Origin of the sequence: Hathewaya histolytica (genome assembly GCF_901482605.1) — a bacterium.
Classification (GTDB): domain Bacteria; phylum Bacillota; class Clostridia; order Clostridiales; family Clostridiaceae; genus Hathewaya; species Hathewaya histolytica.
In genome coordinates, this window is the sequence record NZ_LR590481.1 from 2,409,794 (window position 1) to 2,425,203 (window position 15,410).

The 15,410-nt window shown below is 32.5% G+C and carries 29 protein-coding genes; all 29 read right to left on the reverse strand.

Annotated elements, in window-relative coordinates:
• Positions 1-131: 131 nt before the first annotated feature.
• The 29 genes from truA to rplV all read right to left on the reverse strand — a co-directional run bounded on the left by truA (position 132) and on the right by rplV (position 15,409).
• A complete protein-coding gene (gene truA / locus FGL08_RS11545) occupies positions 132-866 on the reverse strand; it encodes a tRNA pseudouridine(38-40) synthase TruA (protein ID WP_138210935.1) in 735 nt (244 codons plus the stop codon).
• A gap of 93 nt (positions 867-959) precedes the next feature.
• Entirely contained in the window at positions 960-1,760 is an 801-nt protein-coding gene (locus FGL08_RS11550; RefSeq protein ID WP_138210936.1) for an energy-coupling factor transporter transmembrane component T family protein, read from the reverse strand.
• Between the two features lie 23 nt (positions 1,761-1,783).
• Positions 1,784-2,656, reverse strand: coding sequence for an energy-coupling factor transporter ATPase (locus FGL08_RS11555; protein WP_138210937.1), 873 nt, complete (start codon positions 2,654-2,656; stop codon positions 1,784-1,786).
• Entirely contained in the window at positions 2,641-3,489 is an 849-nt protein-coding gene (locus FGL08_RS11560) for an energy-coupling factor transporter ATPase (RefSeq protein ID WP_415578609.1), read from the reverse strand. Before FGL08_RS11560 ends, FGL08_RS11555 begins: the two co-directional genes overlap by 16 nt.
• A 95-nt stretch (positions 3,490-3,584) precedes the next feature.
• On the reverse strand, positions 3,585-3,926 hold the full coding sequence (gene rplQ / locus FGL08_RS11565) for a 50S ribosomal protein L17 (protein WP_138210939.1): 342 nt from the start codon (positions 3,924-3,926) through the stop codon (positions 3,585-3,587).
• Between the two features lie 12 nt (positions 3,927-3,938).
• A complete protein-coding gene (locus tag FGL08_RS11570) occupies positions 3,939-4,886 on the reverse strand; it encodes a DNA-directed RNA polymerase subunit alpha (RefSeq protein ID WP_138210940.1) in 948 nt (315 codons plus the stop codon).
• Between the two features lie 67 nt (positions 4,887-4,953).
• Positions 4,954-5,574, reverse strand: a complete 621-nt coding sequence (gene rpsD, locus FGL08_RS11575) for a 30S ribosomal protein S4 (protein WP_138210941.1) — start codon at positions 5,572-5,574, stop codon at positions 4,954-4,956.
• 29 nt (positions 5,575-5,603) lie between these two features.
• Complete coding sequence (gene rpsK, locus FGL08_RS11580; protein ID WP_171012063.1) at positions 5,604-5,999, reverse strand: 30S ribosomal protein S11; 396 nt, start codon at positions 5,997-5,999, stop codon at positions 5,604-5,606.
• A gap of 19 nt (positions 6,000-6,018) precedes the next feature.
• Entirely contained in the window at positions 6,019-6,387 is a 369-nt protein-coding gene (rpsM, locus tag FGL08_RS11585) for a 30S ribosomal protein S13 (RefSeq protein WP_138210943.1), read from the reverse strand.
• Positions 6,388-6,580: 193 nt separating this feature from the next.
• Positions 6,581-6,694, reverse strand: a complete 114-nt coding sequence (gene rpmJ / locus FGL08_RS11590) for a 50S ribosomal protein L36 (protein ID WP_003373491.1) — start codon at positions 6,692-6,694, stop codon at positions 6,581-6,583.
• Between the two features lie 16 nt (positions 6,695-6,710).
• Positions 6,711-6,929 carry a translation initiation factor IF-1 gene (gene infA / locus FGL08_RS11595; protein ID WP_138210944.1) on the reverse strand — a complete coding sequence of 73 codons (219 nt, stop codon included), beginning with the start codon at positions 6,927-6,929 and terminating at the stop codon, positions 6,711-6,713.
• Between the two features lie 7 nt (positions 6,930-6,936).
• Positions 6,937-7,215 (reverse strand): KOW domain-containing RNA-binding protein, encoded by a 279-nt coding sequence (locus FGL08_RS11600; RefSeq protein ID WP_138210945.1) that lies wholly within the window; start codon positions 7,213-7,215, stop codon positions 6,937-6,939.
• A 174-nt stretch (positions 7,216-7,389) separates the two neighbouring features.
• A complete protein-coding gene (locus tag FGL08_RS11605; protein ID WP_138210946.1) occupies positions 7,390-8,040 on the reverse strand; it encodes an adenylate kinase in 651 nt (216 codons plus the stop codon).
• A gap of 19 nt (positions 8,041-8,059) precedes the next feature.
• The gene (gene secY, locus FGL08_RS11610; protein ID WP_138210947.1) at positions 8,060-9,337 is read right to left on the reverse strand and encodes a preprotein translocase subunit SecY; all 1,278 of its coding nucleotides are present in this window, start codon (positions 9,335-9,337) and stop codon (positions 8,060-8,062) included.
• A 1-nt stretch (position 9,338) separates the two neighbouring features.
• A complete protein-coding gene (rplO, locus tag FGL08_RS11615; protein WP_138210948.1) occupies positions 9,339-9,779 on the reverse strand; it encodes a 50S ribosomal protein L15 in 441 nt (146 codons plus the stop codon).
• Positions 9,780-9,809: 30 nt separating this feature from the next.
• Positions 9,810-9,989 (reverse strand): 50S ribosomal protein L30, encoded by a 180-nt coding sequence (gene rpmD, locus FGL08_RS11620; RefSeq protein ID WP_138210949.1) that lies wholly within the window; start codon positions 9,987-9,989, stop codon positions 9,810-9,812.
• Positions 9,990-10,000: 11 nt separating this feature from the next.
• On the reverse strand, positions 10,001-10,498 hold the full coding sequence (rpsE, locus tag FGL08_RS11625) for a 30S ribosomal protein S5 (RefSeq protein ID WP_138210950.1): 498 nt from the start codon (positions 10,496-10,498) through the stop codon (positions 10,001-10,003).
• Between the two features lie 18 nt (positions 10,499-10,516).
• A complete protein-coding gene (gene rplR / locus FGL08_RS11630; RefSeq protein WP_138210951.1) occupies positions 10,517-10,879 on the reverse strand; it encodes a 50S ribosomal protein L18 in 363 nt (120 codons plus the stop codon).
• Positions 10,880-10,917: 38 nt separating this feature from the next.
• Positions 10,918-11,460, reverse strand: a complete 543-nt coding sequence (rplF, locus tag FGL08_RS11635) for a 50S ribosomal protein L6 (RefSeq protein ID WP_138210952.1) — start codon at positions 11,458-11,460, stop codon at positions 10,918-10,920.
• Positions 11,461-11,483: 23 nt separating this feature from the next.
• Positions 11,484-11,882 (reverse strand): 30S ribosomal protein S8, encoded by a 399-nt coding sequence (gene rpsH / locus FGL08_RS11640; protein WP_138210953.1) that lies wholly within the window; start codon positions 11,880-11,882, stop codon positions 11,484-11,486.
• A gap of 33 nt (positions 11,883-11,915) precedes the next feature.
• On the reverse strand, positions 11,916-12,101 hold the full coding sequence (locus tag FGL08_RS11645) for a type Z 30S ribosomal protein S14 (RefSeq protein WP_138210954.1): 186 nt from the start codon (positions 12,099-12,101) through the stop codon (positions 11,916-11,918).
• A gap of 15 nt (positions 12,102-12,116) precedes the next feature.
• On the reverse strand, positions 12,117-12,659 hold the full coding sequence (rplE, locus tag FGL08_RS11650; protein ID WP_138210955.1) for a 50S ribosomal protein L5: 543 nt from the start codon (positions 12,657-12,659) through the stop codon (positions 12,117-12,119).
• Positions 12,660-12,680: 21 nt separating this feature from the next.
• Positions 12,681-13,001, reverse strand: coding sequence for a 50S ribosomal protein L24 (rplX, locus tag FGL08_RS11655; protein ID WP_138210956.1), 321 nt, complete (start codon positions 12,999-13,001; stop codon positions 12,681-12,683).
• Between the two features lie 21 nt (positions 13,002-13,022).
• Positions 13,023-13,391 carry a 50S ribosomal protein L14 gene (gene rplN, locus FGL08_RS11660; RefSeq protein WP_138210957.1) on the reverse strand — a complete coding sequence of 123 codons (369 nt, stop codon included), beginning with the start codon at positions 13,389-13,391 and terminating at the stop codon, positions 13,023-13,025.
• A gap of 40 nt (positions 13,392-13,431) precedes the next feature.
• Positions 13,432-13,686: a 30S ribosomal protein S17 gene (rpsQ, locus tag FGL08_RS11665; protein WP_138210958.1), complete on the reverse strand. Its 255-nt coding sequence runs from the start codon at positions 13,684-13,686 to the stop codon at positions 13,432-13,434.
• A 22-nt stretch (positions 13,687-13,708) separates the two neighbouring features.
• Entirely contained in the window at positions 13,709-13,921 is a 213-nt protein-coding gene (gene rpmC, locus FGL08_RS11670) for a 50S ribosomal protein L29 (RefSeq protein ID WP_138210959.1), read from the reverse strand.
• Positions 13,911-14,354, reverse strand: coding sequence for a 50S ribosomal protein L16 (gene rplP, locus FGL08_RS11675; RefSeq protein WP_138210960.1), 444 nt, complete (start codon positions 14,352-14,354; stop codon positions 13,911-13,913). Before rplP ends, rpmC begins: the two co-directional genes overlap by 11 nt.
• A gap of 37 nt (positions 14,355-14,391) precedes the next feature.
• The gene (rpsC, locus tag FGL08_RS11680; RefSeq protein ID WP_138210961.1) at positions 14,392-15,057 is read right to left on the reverse strand and encodes a 30S ribosomal protein S3; all 666 of its coding nucleotides are present in this window, start codon (positions 15,055-15,057) and stop codon (positions 14,392-14,394) included.
• Between the two features lie 16 nt (positions 15,058-15,073).
• Positions 15,074-15,409, reverse strand: a complete 336-nt coding sequence (gene rplV, locus FGL08_RS11685) for a 50S ribosomal protein L22 (protein ID WP_138210962.1) — start codon at positions 15,407-15,409, stop codon at positions 15,074-15,076.
• Between the last annotated feature and the right edge of the window lies 1 nt (position 15,410).

The following is a 15,410-nucleotide window of genomic DNA, read 5'->3' on the forward strand; positions in this document are numbered from 1 at the left end:
TGAATATATCTATGCAAAAGACCCGGGGCTAGTGGATCTATATACACATAACAACTTTAATAATTATAATACATCTAGCCGGGTGTGTCAACATATTTAAAATGTTTTATATTAAATATTTTTTCATTTTATTAATACCATGTTTTTAATAAAACTAAACCTTGTGGCGGAGCTGTCTTACCAGCTTTATTTCTATCTTTTGAATCAATTATGTCTTTAACATATTCTGCTTCAATTCTAGATTCACCTACAAGTATTAAAGTACCTACTATTATTCTAACCATATTATATAAAAAACCATCTGCAGATACATATATTTTTATTTTATTATTATCTTCTTCTATTTTTAAATCTGTAACTGTTCTTATAGATGTTTTAACAGAACTTCCTTTGTTCTTAAATGCTGAAAAGTCATGTTTTCCTAATATATATTCTGATGCTTCTCTCATTTTATTTATATTTAGATGGTTCTTATGATGATATACATAATTTCTATCTATAGCTGTAGGAAATTCCCTATTTAAAATTGTATATAAGTATGTTTTACCTTTTGAACTATATCTAGAATGGAACTCTCCACTCACTTCCTCAGAATTTAAAACAACAATATCTCTAGGTAGCTTAGTATTTAAAGCATATTTTATCTTCTCTGGTGGTATACTTGTATCACTTTTAAAATTAAGGATATACTCTTTAGCGTGAACTCCCGTATCTGTCCTACTACAACCTACCACTTGTACTTCATGCAATAAAAGCTCCTCTAAAGATTTTTCAATAACTTCTTGTACACTTAAAGAATTGTTCTGTTTTTGCCATCCAGAATAATTTGTTCCATCATATTCTATAGTTAATTTTATATTTTTCATAATACTATCATTACCTCTAAATCTAAAGTATATTAATATATATACTTAATTTGGAATTAATAGATTGCCCTTAATTAAATAGTTTCAGTCATCCTATATAAATCTTGTACTTATAACAAAAACTAAGTATATAGAAAATATTATAATAGATAAGTAATCTCTTCTATCATACTTCAATACATTCATTCTCGTTCTTCCTTCGCCACCTCTATAGCATCTAGCTTCCATCGCAATTCCTAATTCATCTGCTCTTTTAAAGGAGTTCACAAATAAGGGTACCAGTATAGGAAGTAGACTCTTCGCTCTTTTAATTATTCCTCCTGTGGAAAAGTCCGCACCTCTAGACATCTGTGCTTTCATAATCTTGTCAGTTTCCTCTATAAGAGTTGGTATAAACCTTAATGCTATAGTCATCATCATAGCAAGTTCATGTGCTGGAAACTTATACTTTTTAAGCGGAGTAAATAAGCTTTCAAGTCCATCTGTAAGTTGTATAGGAGAAGTAGTAAGAGTTAAAAGTGATGTACCTATTATAAGGAATATAAGTCTTATAATCATAAAAGATGCTACCCTTACCCCCTCACTATATATGGTTAGGAATCCCCATTTAAATAAAAGTTCTCCCCTGCTAGTCATAAATATATTTAAAATAGCTGTAAATACTAAGAGTATAAATATAGGTTTTAAACCTTTATAAATATATCTTAACTTAATTTTTGATATATATATGACAATTCCTATGAATGCAAATACAAATATATAGCTATAAAATTTATTAATTAGAAACAGATGAGCAATAAATAGCAAAGAGGCTATTATCTTAAATCTAGGATCAAGTTTATGTATAAAAGAATCTCCTGGTATATATTGTCCTAACGTTATATCTTTTATCATTTATTCTAAAAGCAAGTTCAAACTTACTTTTTGTCCCTCCTCACTTTCAAATCTAGAATCCCAACCAACTCTTCTTTAAGTTCATCCACAGTATAAATATTATCTTTTATATTAAAACCTTTTTTATTCAATTCATTTATAAGTGAAGTAACTGTAGGCACCGTAAGTCCAATTTTTTGCAGTAAATCCACCTCTTTAAAAATTTCTTCCTTAGTACCCTTTAAAACACATTTCCCCTCTGACATTACAATTATACTATTTGCAAATTTAGATACGTCATCCATACTATGAGATACTAAAATTATTGTAATATTGTACTTTTGATTTAAATCTCTTATGGTATTTAGTATATCATTTCTTCCCTTAGGGTCTAATCCAGCAGTAGGTTCATCCAGTATAAGTACTTTAGGTTTCATAGCAAGTATTCCTGCTATAGCAACTCTTCTCTTTTGTCCTCCACTAAGATTAAAGGGAGATTTATCTTTATAAACTTGATAATTAAGGCCAACCATATTCATGGAAAGTTTAACTCTTTCTCTTATTTCCTCTATATCTATACCTAAATTAGTAGGCCCATACGCAATATCCTTCTCTATAGTCTCCTCAAATAATTGATATTCTGGATATTGAAAAACAATTCCAACTTCCTTTCTTATATCTGCTAAATTACTTTTTTTGTCAAATATATCCACGTTATTTAGGTAAACTGTCCCTAATGATGGTTTTAAAAGCCCATTTAACATTTGTATTAACGTAGACTTTCCTGAACCAGTATGTCCAATTATTGCTACAAAATCGCCTTCATCAATTCCTAAACTTACGTTATCTAAAGCCTTTTTTTCAAAGGGTGTTCCTTGCATATAAATGTAGGATAAATCCTTTACCTCAATGAACATAATGCATCCACCATTTCCTCTATACTTATTATATCTTCTTCTATGTTAACTCCAAATTTTTTAAGCTCATAAGCTAATTCAGTCACTTCTGGAACATCTAGACCAAAACTTTTTATTGTAGGTACATTTGAAAATACCTTCCTTGGTATACCTTCCATACACACCTTTCCAGAATTAAGTATGATCACTCTATCTGCATTAATTACCTCCTCCATATGGTGGGTAATTAATATAATAGTCTTATTAAAGTTTTTGTTAAGCTTAAATGCAGTATTTATAACTTCACGTCTTCCCATTGGATCTAACATAGCTGTAGATTCATCAAATATTATACATTCAGTATCCATTGCTAAAACCCCAGATATAGCAACCCTCTGCTTTTGGCCACCTGATAATAGGTTTGGAGAATGCTTTTTATACTCATTCATACCAACGATTTTAAGCGATTCATCAACTCTCTTTTTTATTTCTTCAGGAGGAACTCCTAGATTTTCAGGTCCGAAAGCTACATCTTCTTCTACTAAAGTAGCCACAATTTGATTATCCGGATTTTGAAAAACCATTCCAACTTTTTTTCTTATATCCCAAACATTTTCACTATCTTTTGTATCCATACCGTATACAGTCAATTTTCCATGCTTAGGTGTTAATAATCCATTTAACAATTTCGCTAAAGTAGATTTTCCTGATCCATTATGTCCTAAAATGGCCACAAATTCACCTTCATGTATATCTAAGTTAACACCATCTAAAGCCTTTATTTCTCTTCCCTCTTCATCAATATAACTATATGTTAAGTCTTCACATCTTATAATGATATCTAATTTTTCCATATACATTCCTACTTTGCAATTAAAATTGTATTTAAATCTTTAGATTATATTAAAATGGGGACTAAGCATAATTCACTTAATCCCCTATACACAAGCTAAACTAATTCTAAAACAACTACCTCTGCAGCGTCCCCTCTTCTTGGACCTACTTTGTAGATTCTTGTATATCCACCGTTTCTTTCAGCATACTTTGGAGCTATATTTGTAAATAAATTCTCAACTACTTCTTTCTCAGTTACGAAAGCAAGTACTTGTCTTCTTGAATGAAGATCTCCTCTTTTAGCAAGTGTTATCATTTTTTCAGCTAATCTCTTAGTTTCTTTAGCTCTTGTTTCAGTTGTCTCGATTTTACCGTGCTTTAAGAAACTAGTTACTAAGTTTCTTAACATTGCTCTTCTTTGATCTGTAGGACGTCCTAACTTGCGTTGTACTGCCATAGCTCTCCCTCCTTATTCTTCACTTTTTTTCAAGCCTAAGTTTAACTCTTTTAATTTATGTTGAACTTCTTCTAAAGATTTCTTTCCAAGGTTTCTAACTTTCATCATGTCTTCCATGCTTCTTTCAGTTAACTCCTGAACAGTGTTAATTCCTGCCCTTTTTAGGCAATTATAACTTCTTACAGAAAGATCAAGTTCTTCAATAGTCATTTCAAGAACCTTTTCTTTTTTGTCTTCTTCTTTTTCAACCATTATCTCAACATCATCAGCATGATCCGTTAATGTCATAAATAGTTTGAAATGTTCAATAAGAATCTTAGCAGATAAACTTATAGCTTCTTCAGGTTTTATTGTTCCGTTAGTCCAAACTTCTAAAGTTAATTTATCGTAATCAGTAATCTGACCTACTCTAGTATTTTCAACTATATAATTAACCCTTTTAACTGGTGTATATATGGAATCAATAGGAATAACGGCTATTGGAAGATCATCTGATTTGTTTTTAGATTGAGAAACATATCCTCTCCCTTTATTTACGTTGATTTCCATATATAGTTTTGAATCACTATCTAATGTAGCAATATGTAAATCTTTATTTATAATTTCTACATTGCCACCAGTTTTAATATCTCCAGCTTTAACTTCTCCTGGTCCTTGTGCATCAATATACACAGTGGTTGATCCTTCTCCGTGCATTTTTATAGCTAACTCTTTTATGTTAAGTATTAATTCTGCAACATCCTCTTTAACACCTTTTACAGTAGAGAATTCATGTAATACTCCATCTATTTTAATACAGTTAGCAGCTGCTCCTGGTAATGATGAAAGAAGTATTCTTCTTAAGGAATTACCTAAAGTAATACCATAACCTCTCTCTAATGGTTCAATAACAAATTTACCGTATGAACCATCTTCACTTGTTTCAACACACTCAATTTTTGGCTTTTCTATTTCTAACAACTATATAACCCTCCTTCGTTTAGGAACTTAAACCTCATCTGAGGGCAACTGATTTTAAATTAAATTATTATTTGCTGTATAACTCAACGATTAATGTTTCGTTAACAGGAATATCTATTTCTTCTCTAGTTGGTAATGAAACTATCTTTGCTTCAAAGTTTTCATGATTAGCTTCAATCCAGCTTGGAAGAGTTTTTGGGTTCTCATTGAAAGTCTTAAATGTTTCAGTTGCTCTACTCTTTTCACAAACTGAAACTACATCATTAACTGATACGCTGAATGATGGAATATCAACTTTCTCTCCATTTACTAAGAAATGTCCATGAGTTACTAATTGTCTAGCTTCATTTCTTGAACTACCGTATCCTAATTTATAAACAACATTGTCTAATCTTGTTTCTAAAAGTACTAATAAGTTTTCACCAGTTATTCCTCTTAACTTATCAGCCTTTACATAATATCTTCTAAATTGTTTTTCAAGTACACCGTATATTCTCTTAGCCTTTTGCTTTTCTCTTAATTGTAGACCATAGTTAGATAATTTCTTTCTACTTTGGCCATGTTGTCCTGGTGCATAACCTCTTCTTGCAACAGAACATTTATCTGAATAACATCTATCACCTTTAAGGAATAACTTCATTCCTTCTCTTCTACATAGTCTACAAACAGCACCTGTATATCTTGCCATGAAAAATTACACCTCCTACATCAATAATACTAGACTCTTCTTCTCTTTGGTGGTCTACAACCGTTATGTGGTATTGGAGTTACGTCTTTAATTAAAGTAATCTCAAGTCCAGCCGCTTGTAAAGATCTTATTGCTGCTTCTCTACCTGATCCTGGTCCTTTAACGTAAACTTCTATACTCTTTAATCCGTGTTCCATTGCTACTCCTGCAGCAGTTTCAGCAGCCATTTGCGCAGCATATGGAGTTCCTTTTCTTGAACCTTTAAATCCTAATCCACCAGCACTAGCCCATGATAAGCAGTTACCTGCACGGTCAGTTAATGTAACCATTGAGTTGTTAAATGTTGATTTGATATGCGCACAACCATGCTCTATATTTTTTTTCTCTCTTCTTCTTCTTGATTTTTTAACTTTCTTTGGTGCCACGATCATCCCTCCTATCTAATTATTTCTTTTTATTTGCGATAGTCTTCTTAGGACCTTTTCTTGTTCTTGCATTAGTCTTAGTTTTTTGACCTCTAACTGGAAGTCCTTTTCTATGTCTGATTCCTCTGTAACAACCAATTTCGTTTAATCTCTTTATATCTAAAGCAATTTTTCTTCTTAAGTCACCTTCAATTGTAAAATGCTTATTGATATAATCTCTTAAAGCCGCTACTTCATCTTCAGATAAATCTTTTATTCTTATATCAGCGTTAACGCCTGTTTCTTTTAAAATCTTTTGAGAAGTTGGTAATCCAATTCCAAATATATAAGTTAGACCGATTTCAACCCTTTTCTCTCTTGGTAGGTCAACACCTGCTATTCTTGCCATATGTTATTTACACCTCCTAGGTATTTAATAAAATATTTAATTAGTGTGTAATTTAAAACTTTGTGTGTCTATATATAAAACACTAGGATAATAGAGTAAATTTACTCTATTAGCAGCCGCTCCTAAAGTATTTTTAACCTTTATATTATAACAAACTACATGTTATTTTAAAAACTTTTATTTAAACAAGATTTTAGCCTTGTTTTTGTTTATGCTTTGGATTTTCACAGATAACCATTACTCTTCCTTTTCTTTTTATAACTTTGCATTTTTCGCAAATAGGTTTTACAGATGGTCTTACTTTCATCGCTTAACCCTCCTTACTATTTTTCTCTCCATACAATTCTACCACGAGTCAAATCATAAGGAGATAGTTCTACTTTAACTTTATCACCTGGTAATATCTTTATAAAGTTCATTCTTAGCTTCCCAGAAATATGAGCTATAATTTTATGACCACTTTCTAATTCAACCTGAAATGTTGCACTAGGTAAAGAATCGGTAACAACACCTTGCATTTCAATTACATCGTCTTTTGACATAAGGTAATCAAACCTCCTTATTGGCAATAGTATCTAAGATCTTTTTAATCTTAGAATTACTAATGTTCTTTCCATTTAGAATGGAAGCTCTTATCTCTTCCGAAAAAATTCCTGTAAAAATAAGATGCTTACATCTCTTTTTCTTAGGTTTTTCAATCTTTCTTAATCTTCCATCCACTATATAAACATAATCATCATTTAATACATCAATGATTACATAATAATTGTCACTGTCTCTTCCTACTTTAGAGTACACAACTTGCCCTAAAGGATTATCAGTTTCCAATACTTTTCACCTCTGTTATAGTAAACCTAAGAATTATTACTATTTTTCCCACAATGAGCCTAAAAATACTATTCTACATAAATATTCTCATATTTAGAAGGTATAGAATAATCCAATAGATCGGGAGATTACCTTTTGCACTCTCCCTTACCTTTTAAGCAACATTATTAGAATCTATCTTTTAGACTCTAATACCTCACAAATTTCATTAAATACGCTATTTATTGGTTTTGTTCCATCTACAACCGCTAATTGATTTCTTTTATTATAAAAGTCAATCAATGGTTTAGTTTGATTTTCATACGTATCCAATCTTTTGTTTACAGTCGAAATTGTATCATCAGCTCTTTGGATAACCTTCTCACCACAAAGATCACATTGTGAATCTACCTTAGGTGGATTAAATTCAACATGATAGCTAGCTCCGCAAGATAGACATACTCTTCTTCCGGTCATTCTACTAACAATATCTTCTCTCGGAACATCAATTTGCAAAGCTAAATCAATTTTATTAGCTTTTTCTGATAAAGCTTTTTCTAATGCTTCAGCTTGCTTTACTGTTCTTGGAAAACCATCTAGTAAAAATCCATTTATACAATCATCCTTAACAATTCTATCTTCTACAATACTAATCGTTAAGTCATCTGGAACCAATGCACCACTATCAATGTATCTTTTGGCTTCTATTCCAAGTGGGGTTTTTTCACTTATATTCTGTCTAAATATATCTCCAGTTGATATATGTGGTATAGAATATTTATTACTTATTGACTTAGCCTGAGTACCTTTACCAGCCCCCGGAGGACCTAATAAAATTATCTTCAATGCAATCATCTCCGAACTTTTATTTTAAGAATCCTTCGTAATGTCTCATTACTAATTGTGATTCTAGTTGTCTCATTGTTTCAACAGCAACTCCTACTACAATAAGTAATGCAGTTCCTCCTAAAGCTATATTTTTGAAAGGTGTATACCCTTCAACCACTATTGGGAATATTGCTATTATAGCTGCAAAAATCCCTCCTAGTATAGCCATTTTATTTAGAACACCTTCAAGGTATCTAGTAGTAGGCTCACCCGGTCTAATTCCAGGAATAAACCCTGATGATTTATGCATATTCTCAGACATTTCATCTGGTTTGAATGTTATCTGAGTATAAAACATTGTGAAAAGCACTATTAATACTGTATATAATAATGCATACTGCCATGTATTTTCTCTAAAAAAACTGTATGGGCTTGTTTTTACAAACTTAGCAAATGATGAGTTTGGCATAAGATCTGCTATAGTTATAGGAAATCTTATAACTGACATTGCAAAGATTATAGAAATTACTGCTGAAGAACTTATATTTATTGGAATATGAGTTGATTGACCTTTAAACATTTTTCCTCCAGCTGCTTTACCAGCATACTGTACAGGTATTCTTCTTTCACTTAAGTTTACTACTATAACCATCAGTAGCATAGCAGCAAACACTATTAATAAAAGAATTACAGCTACAAATGTAGCTCCCCCTGTTTGTTTAGTCGCAAATATTCTTGATAAAGAGTTAGGAAACCTAGAAATAATATTTATAAATATTATTACTGAAATACCATTTCCTATTCCTTTAGCAGTAATCTGTTCACCTAACCATACTAGGAAAACTGATGCAGTCGTCATCGTTAAAATTATTAACAAGACATCTAATTTCGATGGATTTAAAATTGCACCAGTTCTTCCTATAATAGCATACATACCAAAAGCCTCTAAGAATCCAAAGGCTATTGAAGAGTATTTTGTGTAATCTTGTATCTTCTTTCGTCCTTCTTGACCTTCTTTTGAAAGTTGCTCAAGTTTAGGAATAGCAACTGTTAACAGTTGTATTATGATTGAGGCATTTATGTATGGAGTAACACCCATAGCAAAGATACTAAAGCTACTAAATGCTCCTCCTGAAATTAAATCATAAAAGTTAAATAGATTTTTAGAGTTAGCTAATGCACCAACTTTGGCACTGTCAATTCCAGGAACAGGAATAAAATTCCCCATCCTGAAAAGGACAATCATTAGTACTGTAAATATCATTCTCTTTCTTAGTTCAGGAACTTTCCAGGCATTACGTAGGGTAGATAGCATCCTAAATCACCTCAACTTTTCCTCCAGCTTTTTCAATCTTCTCAGCTGCAGTTTTTGAGAAAGCATTCGCCTTTACTGTTAATGATTTTTCTAAGCTTCCATTTCCTAGAATCTTAACTCCATCATTAATTTTTCTTATTATTCTATTTTCTAATAATAACTCTGGAGTAACTTCTGTTCCGTTTTCAAATACGTTAAGTTTATCTAAGTTAATACTAACTATTTCCTTTGAGAATATGTTAGTAAAACCTCTCTTAGGTAATCTTCTATATAAAGGTAATTGACCACCTTCAAATCCAGGTCTTACTCCACCACCTGATCTTGAGTTTTGTCCTGTTTGACCTCTACCAGCTGTTTTTCCCCAACCAGTAGCTGTTCCTCTACCTACTCTTTTCTTGTTCTTCTTTGTTCCTTCTGCTGGTCTTAGTTCATGTAATTTCATATTTGCACCTCCTCCTATCAAAAATATAAATTAAGCTTCTTGTACCTCTAGGAGATAATTTACTTTATTTATCATTCCTCTAATTTGAGGAGTGTCATTTTGTTCTACTATATCATTTATCTTCTTTAGACCTAAAGCATTTACTGTAGCTATTTGGTCTTTTTTTCTACCAATTAAACTTCTTTTCAAAGTTATTCTTAGTTTTGCCAAGGGAATCCCTCCTATCCTAAGATCTCTTCAACAGTTTTGCCTCTTAATTCGGCAACCTGTTCAGCCGTTCTTAAATTTGATAATCCATTTATTGTAGCATTAACCATGTTTCTTGGGTTATTAGAACCTAAAGATTTAGCTCTAACGTCTTTTAATCCTGCAAGCTCAAGTACTGCTCTTGCTGGACCTCCAGCAATAACTCCTGTACCTTCTGAAGCTGGCATTAATAATATTCTTCCAGTACCGAATTCACCGAAAATTCTATGTGGAATAGTTGTATCAACTATTGCAACACTTACTAAATGCTTTTTAGCATCGTCTATAGCTTTTCTTATAGCATCTGGTATTTCGGTCGCCTTTCCAGTACCAACACCAACATGCCCATTTTCGTCTCCAACAACTACTAAGGCAGTGAATCTAAAGTTTCTTCCACCTTTAACAACCTTAGCAACTCTATTTATGCTAACTACTTTTTCTTTAAGATCTAATGTTGTTGCATCTATTCTCATAAATTCCCCTCCTTCTCTCTAGAATTTAAGTCCTGCTTCTCTAGCTCCTTCAGCTAATTCTTGAACTCTTCCGTGGTATATATATCCACCTCTATCGAAAACTACTTCTTCAATTCCGTTTTCTATAGCTTTTTTACCTATGATTTCGCCAATAAGTCTAGCAGCTTCTTTATTGCTTCCTACCTTTAATGTGAAATCTTTATCTAAGCTTGATGCTGAAACAATTGTTGTTCCTGCTGCATCATCTATAATTTGAGCATATATGTTTTTAGCGCTTCTGAATACACAAAGTCTTGGTCTTTCTGTTGTACCACTAACTTTTGAACGTACTCTCTTATGACGTCTAATTCTAGCAGCTACTCTCTCATTTTTATTAGACATAAGTAGTTCACTCCTTTCTACCTATTGTTAACCTTCGATTATTTTTTACCAGTTTTACCTTCTTTACGTCTGATAACTTCACCAGCGTACTTAATACCTTTTCCTTGATATGGCTCAGGTTTTCTCCACTTTCTGATATCAGCAGCAACTGATCCAACTAACTCTTTATCTATACCTTTTACGATAACTTTTGTTGTTTCTGGTGTTTCAAAAGTAACACCTTCTACTGAATCAATTTCTACTGGATGAGAATATCCTAAATTTAAAACTAATTTCTTAGCTTTAACTTCTGCCTTATAACCTACACCAATTAATTCAAGAACTTTTTGGTATCCTTCTGTTACACCAGTTACCATGTTATTTAATAAAGCTCTAGTTGTTCCGTGTAAAGCTCTATGTAACTTATTCTCACTTGGTCTAGTAACAATTATATTATTATCCTCAACATTTATTTTAATGTCTGAATGCATTTTTCTTGTTAATTCGCCTTTAGGGCCTTTCACAGTTACTTCGTTGCTTGGTGATACTGTAACTGTTACACCGTTAGGAATAGCTATTGGAAGTCTTCCTACTCTTGACATAATTACACCTCCTATTCATCAAACTACCAAATGTAGCAGATAACCTCTCCGCCTATACCTGCTTTTCTTGCTTCTCTATCAGTCATGATTCCTTGTGAAGTTGAAATAACTGCAACTCCTAACCCGCTTAAAACTTGTGGAATCTCTTCCTTAGAAGTATATACTCTTAATCCTGGCTTAGATATTCTCTTAAGACCAGTGATTACCCTTTGCTTATCTTTAGTATACTTCATTGTAAGTCTTAACATTGGAACAGAACCATCATTATATTCTTCCATGTTTTTTAAGTACCCTTCATTTAACATAATATTAACTATAGATTTTTTAATGTTTGAAGACGGTACTTCAACAACTTCATGCCCAACAACATTAGCATTTCTTATACGTGTAAGTAAATCTGCAATAGGATCTGTCATTCCCATATTTTTTGCCTCCTTTCATACTAAATCGGTATATTACCAACTTGCTTTCTTGCATCCAGGTATTTGACCTTTGTAAGCTAACTCTCTAAAGCAAATACGGCATATTCCATATTTCTTTAATACAGCGTGTGGTCTACCACATAATCTGCATCTTGTGTAAGCTCTTGTAGTGAACTTGGGCTCTCTTTGCCATTTAACGATTAATGATTTACGTGCCACAATCTTCCCTCCTTATTACTTAACGAACGGCATTCCTAATAGTCTTAGAAGTTCTCTTGCCTCTTCGTCTGTCTTAGCAGTAGTAACGACGATAATATCCATACCTCTTAATTTATCAATCTTATCATACTCAATTTCAGGGAAAATTAGCTGTTCTTTAATTCCTAGAGCATAGTTTCCTCTTCCATCAAATGATTTAGCTGAAACACCTCTGAAGTCTCTTACTCTTGGTAGAGCTATATTCATTAATTTATCCATGAAATAATTCATTTGTTGCTTTCTTAATGTAACCTTACATCCAATTGGCATGTTCTCTCTTAACTTGAAGTTAGCAACTGATTTTTTAGCTCTAGTTGTTACTGGCTTTTGACCTGCTATTAATTCTAAATCTGTTAATGCAGAATCTAAAGCTTTAGAATTATCTTTAGCTTCACCAACACCCATGTTAATTACTACCTTTTCAAGTTTAGGAACTTCCATTATATTTTTATAACCGAACTTTTCCATTAAAGCTGGGACTACTTCTTTATTATACTTTTCTTGAAGTCTTGGCATCATATTTTAACCTCCTTCCAAAGCTTAGAATGTTTCTCCACATTTTTTACATACTCTAACTTTTGTTCCATCTTCAAGAATCTTATGACTGATTCTTGTAGGCTTGCTACATTTTTTACAATATAACATAACTTTTGAGCTGTAAATTGGAGCTTCTACTTTTTCTATTCCGCCTTGCATGTTTTGTCTATTTGGTTTTACGTGTTTTGTAACTATGTTTACACCTTGAACTAGCACTTTACCTTTTTTAGGTTGAACTGCTAAAACTTCTCCGATTTTACCTTTATCTTTACCGGAAATTACTATTACCGTGTCTTGTCTTCTTACATGAATCTTATTTGCCAACTTAGCCACCTCCTATCTCAATTATAGAACTTCAGGTGCTAATGAGATAATTTTATTGAATTCTTTCTCTCTTAATTCTCTAGCAACTGGTCCAAAAATACGTGTTCCTTTAGGTTGTTTATCATCTTTAATTATAACAGCCGCATTTTCATCAAATCTTATGTATGATCCGTCAGCTCTTCTTAAGCCTTTTACTGATCTTACTATAACAGCTTTAACAACTTCACCTTTTTTAACAACTCCGCCTGGTGTTGCGCTCTTAACACTTGCAACTATTATATCACCAACATTACCATATCTTCTTTTTGAACCGCCCAAAACTCTTATGCACATAATTTCTTTAGCACCAGAATTATCTGCAACTTTTAGTCTAGTTTGCTGTTGTATCATGTGTAATACCCTCCTTTCAAACTATAAGGAAATTCAATACCTATTTAGCTTTTTCCATTATATTAACAAGTCTCCATCTCTTATCTTTAGATAGTGGTCTTGTTTCCATAATTAAAACTTTATCATTAATTTTTGCTTCGTTATTTTCATCATGAACTTTCATTTTAGTAGTTCTATTCATTGTTTTTCCGTATAATGGGTGACGTACTTTTGTTTCAACAGCTACAACGATTGTCTTTTCCATTTTATCAGAAACAACTCTACCAATTCTAGTCTTTCTTAAATTTCTTTCCACTAAACTTACCTCCCTTCAGCTATTACTGCTCTAGGCTCTTCAATTCGCTTTCTCTTAAAACTGTCTTTATTTGAGCAATTGATCTTTTAACCTGTCTAATTCTTACAGGGTTTTCTAGTTGCCCAGTAGCTAGTTGAAATCTTAAGTTGAAAAGCTCTTCTTTTAAATCTTTGATTTTAACTGCTAACTCTTGAGTGCTTTGTGTTCTCAACTCTTGCAATTCCCTAGCCTTCATGATTTTCACCACCCATTTCTTTAAAGTTTTCTCTAGTTACAAACTTAGTCTTAACAGGTAGTTTATGTGATGCAAGTCTCATAGCTTCTCTAGCCTGTTCCTCTGTTACACCTGCAATTTCAAATAATACTCTACCTGGTTTAACTACTGCTACCCAGTACTCTGGTGAACCTTTACCAGAACCCATACGTGTTTCTGCTGGTTTCTCTGTTACCGGTTTATCAGGGAAAATCTTAATCCAAACCTTTCCCCCTCTTTTAACATATCTATTTATAGCTATTCTGGCTGCTTCTATTTGATTGCTTGTTATCCAACCACATTCAGTAGCCTGTAATCCATATTCACCATATGCAATAAAGTTTCCTCTAGTTGCCTTTCCCTTCATTCTGCCACGTTGAACCTTACGATGTTTAACTCTTTTAGGCATTAACATATGTGACTCCTCCTTCCTGAATCATAATTTCGCTATATTACGCTTCTACTTTTTTTTCTACTTTTTTAACTGGAAGAACTTCTCCTTTATATGCCCAAACCTTAACACCAATTTTTCCATAGATAGTATCTGCTTCAGCAAAACCATAGTCTATGTCAGCTCTTAAAGTTTGTAGAGGAATTGTTCCCTCGTGATAAGCTTCTGCTCTTGCGATCTCAGCTCCACCAAGTCTTCCTGAACAAGATGTTTTAACACCTTTAATTCCTGTTCTCATAGCTCTTTGAATAGTTTGTTTCATAGCTCTTCTGAAAGATATTCTCTTTTCTAGTTGTAAAGCTATGTTTTCAGCCATTAATTGAGCATTCGCTTCTGGAGTTTTAACTTCTACTATATTTATTAAAACGTTTTTATCTCCAGATACAATACTCTTTAAGCTTTCTTTTAATTCCTCTATTCCAGCTCCACCTTTTCCAATTATCATTCCTGGCTTAGCTGTATATATATTTAATTTAACTTTTTTAGCTGTTCTTTCAATTTCAATTTTAGAAACACCAGCTGTATAATGTCTTTTTTTAACGAATTCTCTTACTTTATTATCTTCAATTAGATAATCTGCAAAATTCTTTTTATCAGCGTACCATTTAGAATCCCATTCTTTAATTACGCCTACTCTTAATCCGTGAGGATGTACTTTTTGACCCACTACATTTCCCTCCTTTTTAGTTTCTTTCTTTAACTACTAAAGTTATATGACTTGTTCTTTTTCTTATTCTATAAGCTCTACCTTGTGCACGAGGTCTAAATCTTTTTAATGTAGTTCCTTGACATGCATAAGCTTCTGCAACATACAATCTGTTTGAATCTAAGTTACAATTATGCTCCGCATTTGCAACTGCAGATTTAAGAACTTTGCCAACTACAACAGCTGCGTCCTTAGGAGTGTACTTTAATATTGCTTCTGCTTCTCTTACGTTTTTACCTCTTATTAAGTCTAAGACTATGCCAACTTTTCTTGAAGACATTCTTATATGTCTAGCTATAGCTTTAGCTTCCATT

Coding starts and splice junctions, on each gene's coding strand:
- truA (WP_138210935.1), bottom strand. CDS start 866: ATGAAAAATATAAAATTAACTATAGAATATGATGGAACAAATTATTCT.
- rpsH (WP_138210953.1), bottom strand. CDS start 11,882: ATGGGAATGACAGATCCTATTGCAGATTTACTTACACGTATAAGAAAT.
- rplQ (WP_138210939.1), bottom strand. CDS start 3,926: ATGGCAGTACAACGCAAGTTAGGACGTCCTACAGATCAAAGAAGAGCA.
- rpsM (WP_138210943.1), bottom strand. CDS start 6,387: ATGGCAAGAATAGCAGGTGTTGACCTACCAAGAGAGAAAAGGGTTGAA.
- infA (WP_138210944.1), bottom strand. CDS start 6,929: ATGTCAAAAGACGATGTAATTGAAATGCAAGGTGTTGTTACCGATTCT.
- rplE (WP_138210955.1), bottom strand. CDS start 12,659: ATGATGCCAAGACTTCAAGAAAAGTATAATAAAGAAGTAGTCCCAGCT.
- FGL08_RS11555 (WP_138210937.1), bottom strand. CDS start 2,656: ATGTTCATTGAGGTAAAGGATTTATCCTACATTTATATGCAAGGAACA.
- rplO (WP_138210948.1), bottom strand. CDS start 9,779: ATGAAATTACATGAACTAAGACCAGCAGAAGGAACAAAGAAGAACAAG.
- rplR (WP_138210951.1), bottom strand. CDS start 10,879: ATGTCTAATAAAAATGAGAGAGTAGCTGCTAGAATTAGACGTCATAAG.
- secY (WP_138210947.1), bottom strand. CDS start 9,337: ATGCTATCTACCCTACGTAATGCCTGGAAAGTTCCTGAACTAAGAAAG.
- rpsE (WP_138210950.1), bottom strand. CDS start 10,498: ATGAGAATAGATGCAACAACATTAGATCTTAAAGAAAAAGTAGTTAGC.
- rplP (WP_138210960.1), bottom strand. CDS start 14,354: ATGTTAATGCCTAAAAGAGTTAAACATCGTAAGGTTCAACGTGGCAGA.
- rpsD (WP_138210941.1), bottom strand. CDS start 5,574: ATGGCAAGATATACAGGTGCTGTTTGTAGACTATGTAGAAGAGAAGGA.
- rplN (WP_138210957.1), bottom strand. CDS start 13,391: ATGATACAACAGCAAACTAGACTAAAAGTTGCAGATAATTCTGGTGCT.
- rplV (WP_138210962.1), bottom strand. CDS start 15,409: ATGGAAGCTAAAGCTATAGCTAGACATATAAGAATGTCTTCAAGAAAA.
- FGL08_RS11560 (WP_415578609.1), bottom strand. CDS start 3,489: ATGGAAAAATTAGATATCATTATAAGATGTGAAGACTTAACATATAGT.
- rpmJ (WP_003373491.1), bottom strand. CDS start 6,694: ATGAAAGTAAGACCATCTGTAAAACCTATTTGCGAAAAATGCAAAGTT.
- FGL08_RS11550 (WP_138210936.1), bottom strand. CDS start 1,760: ATGATAAAAGATATAACGTTAGGACAATATATACCAGGAGATTCTTTT.
- rpmC (WP_138210959.1), bottom strand. CDS start 13,921: ATGAAGGCTAGGGAATTGCAAGAGTTGAGAACACAAAGCACTCAAGAG.
- rplF (WP_138210952.1), bottom strand. CDS start 11,460: ATGTCAAGAGTAGGAAGACTTCCAATAGCTATTCCTAACGGTGTAACA.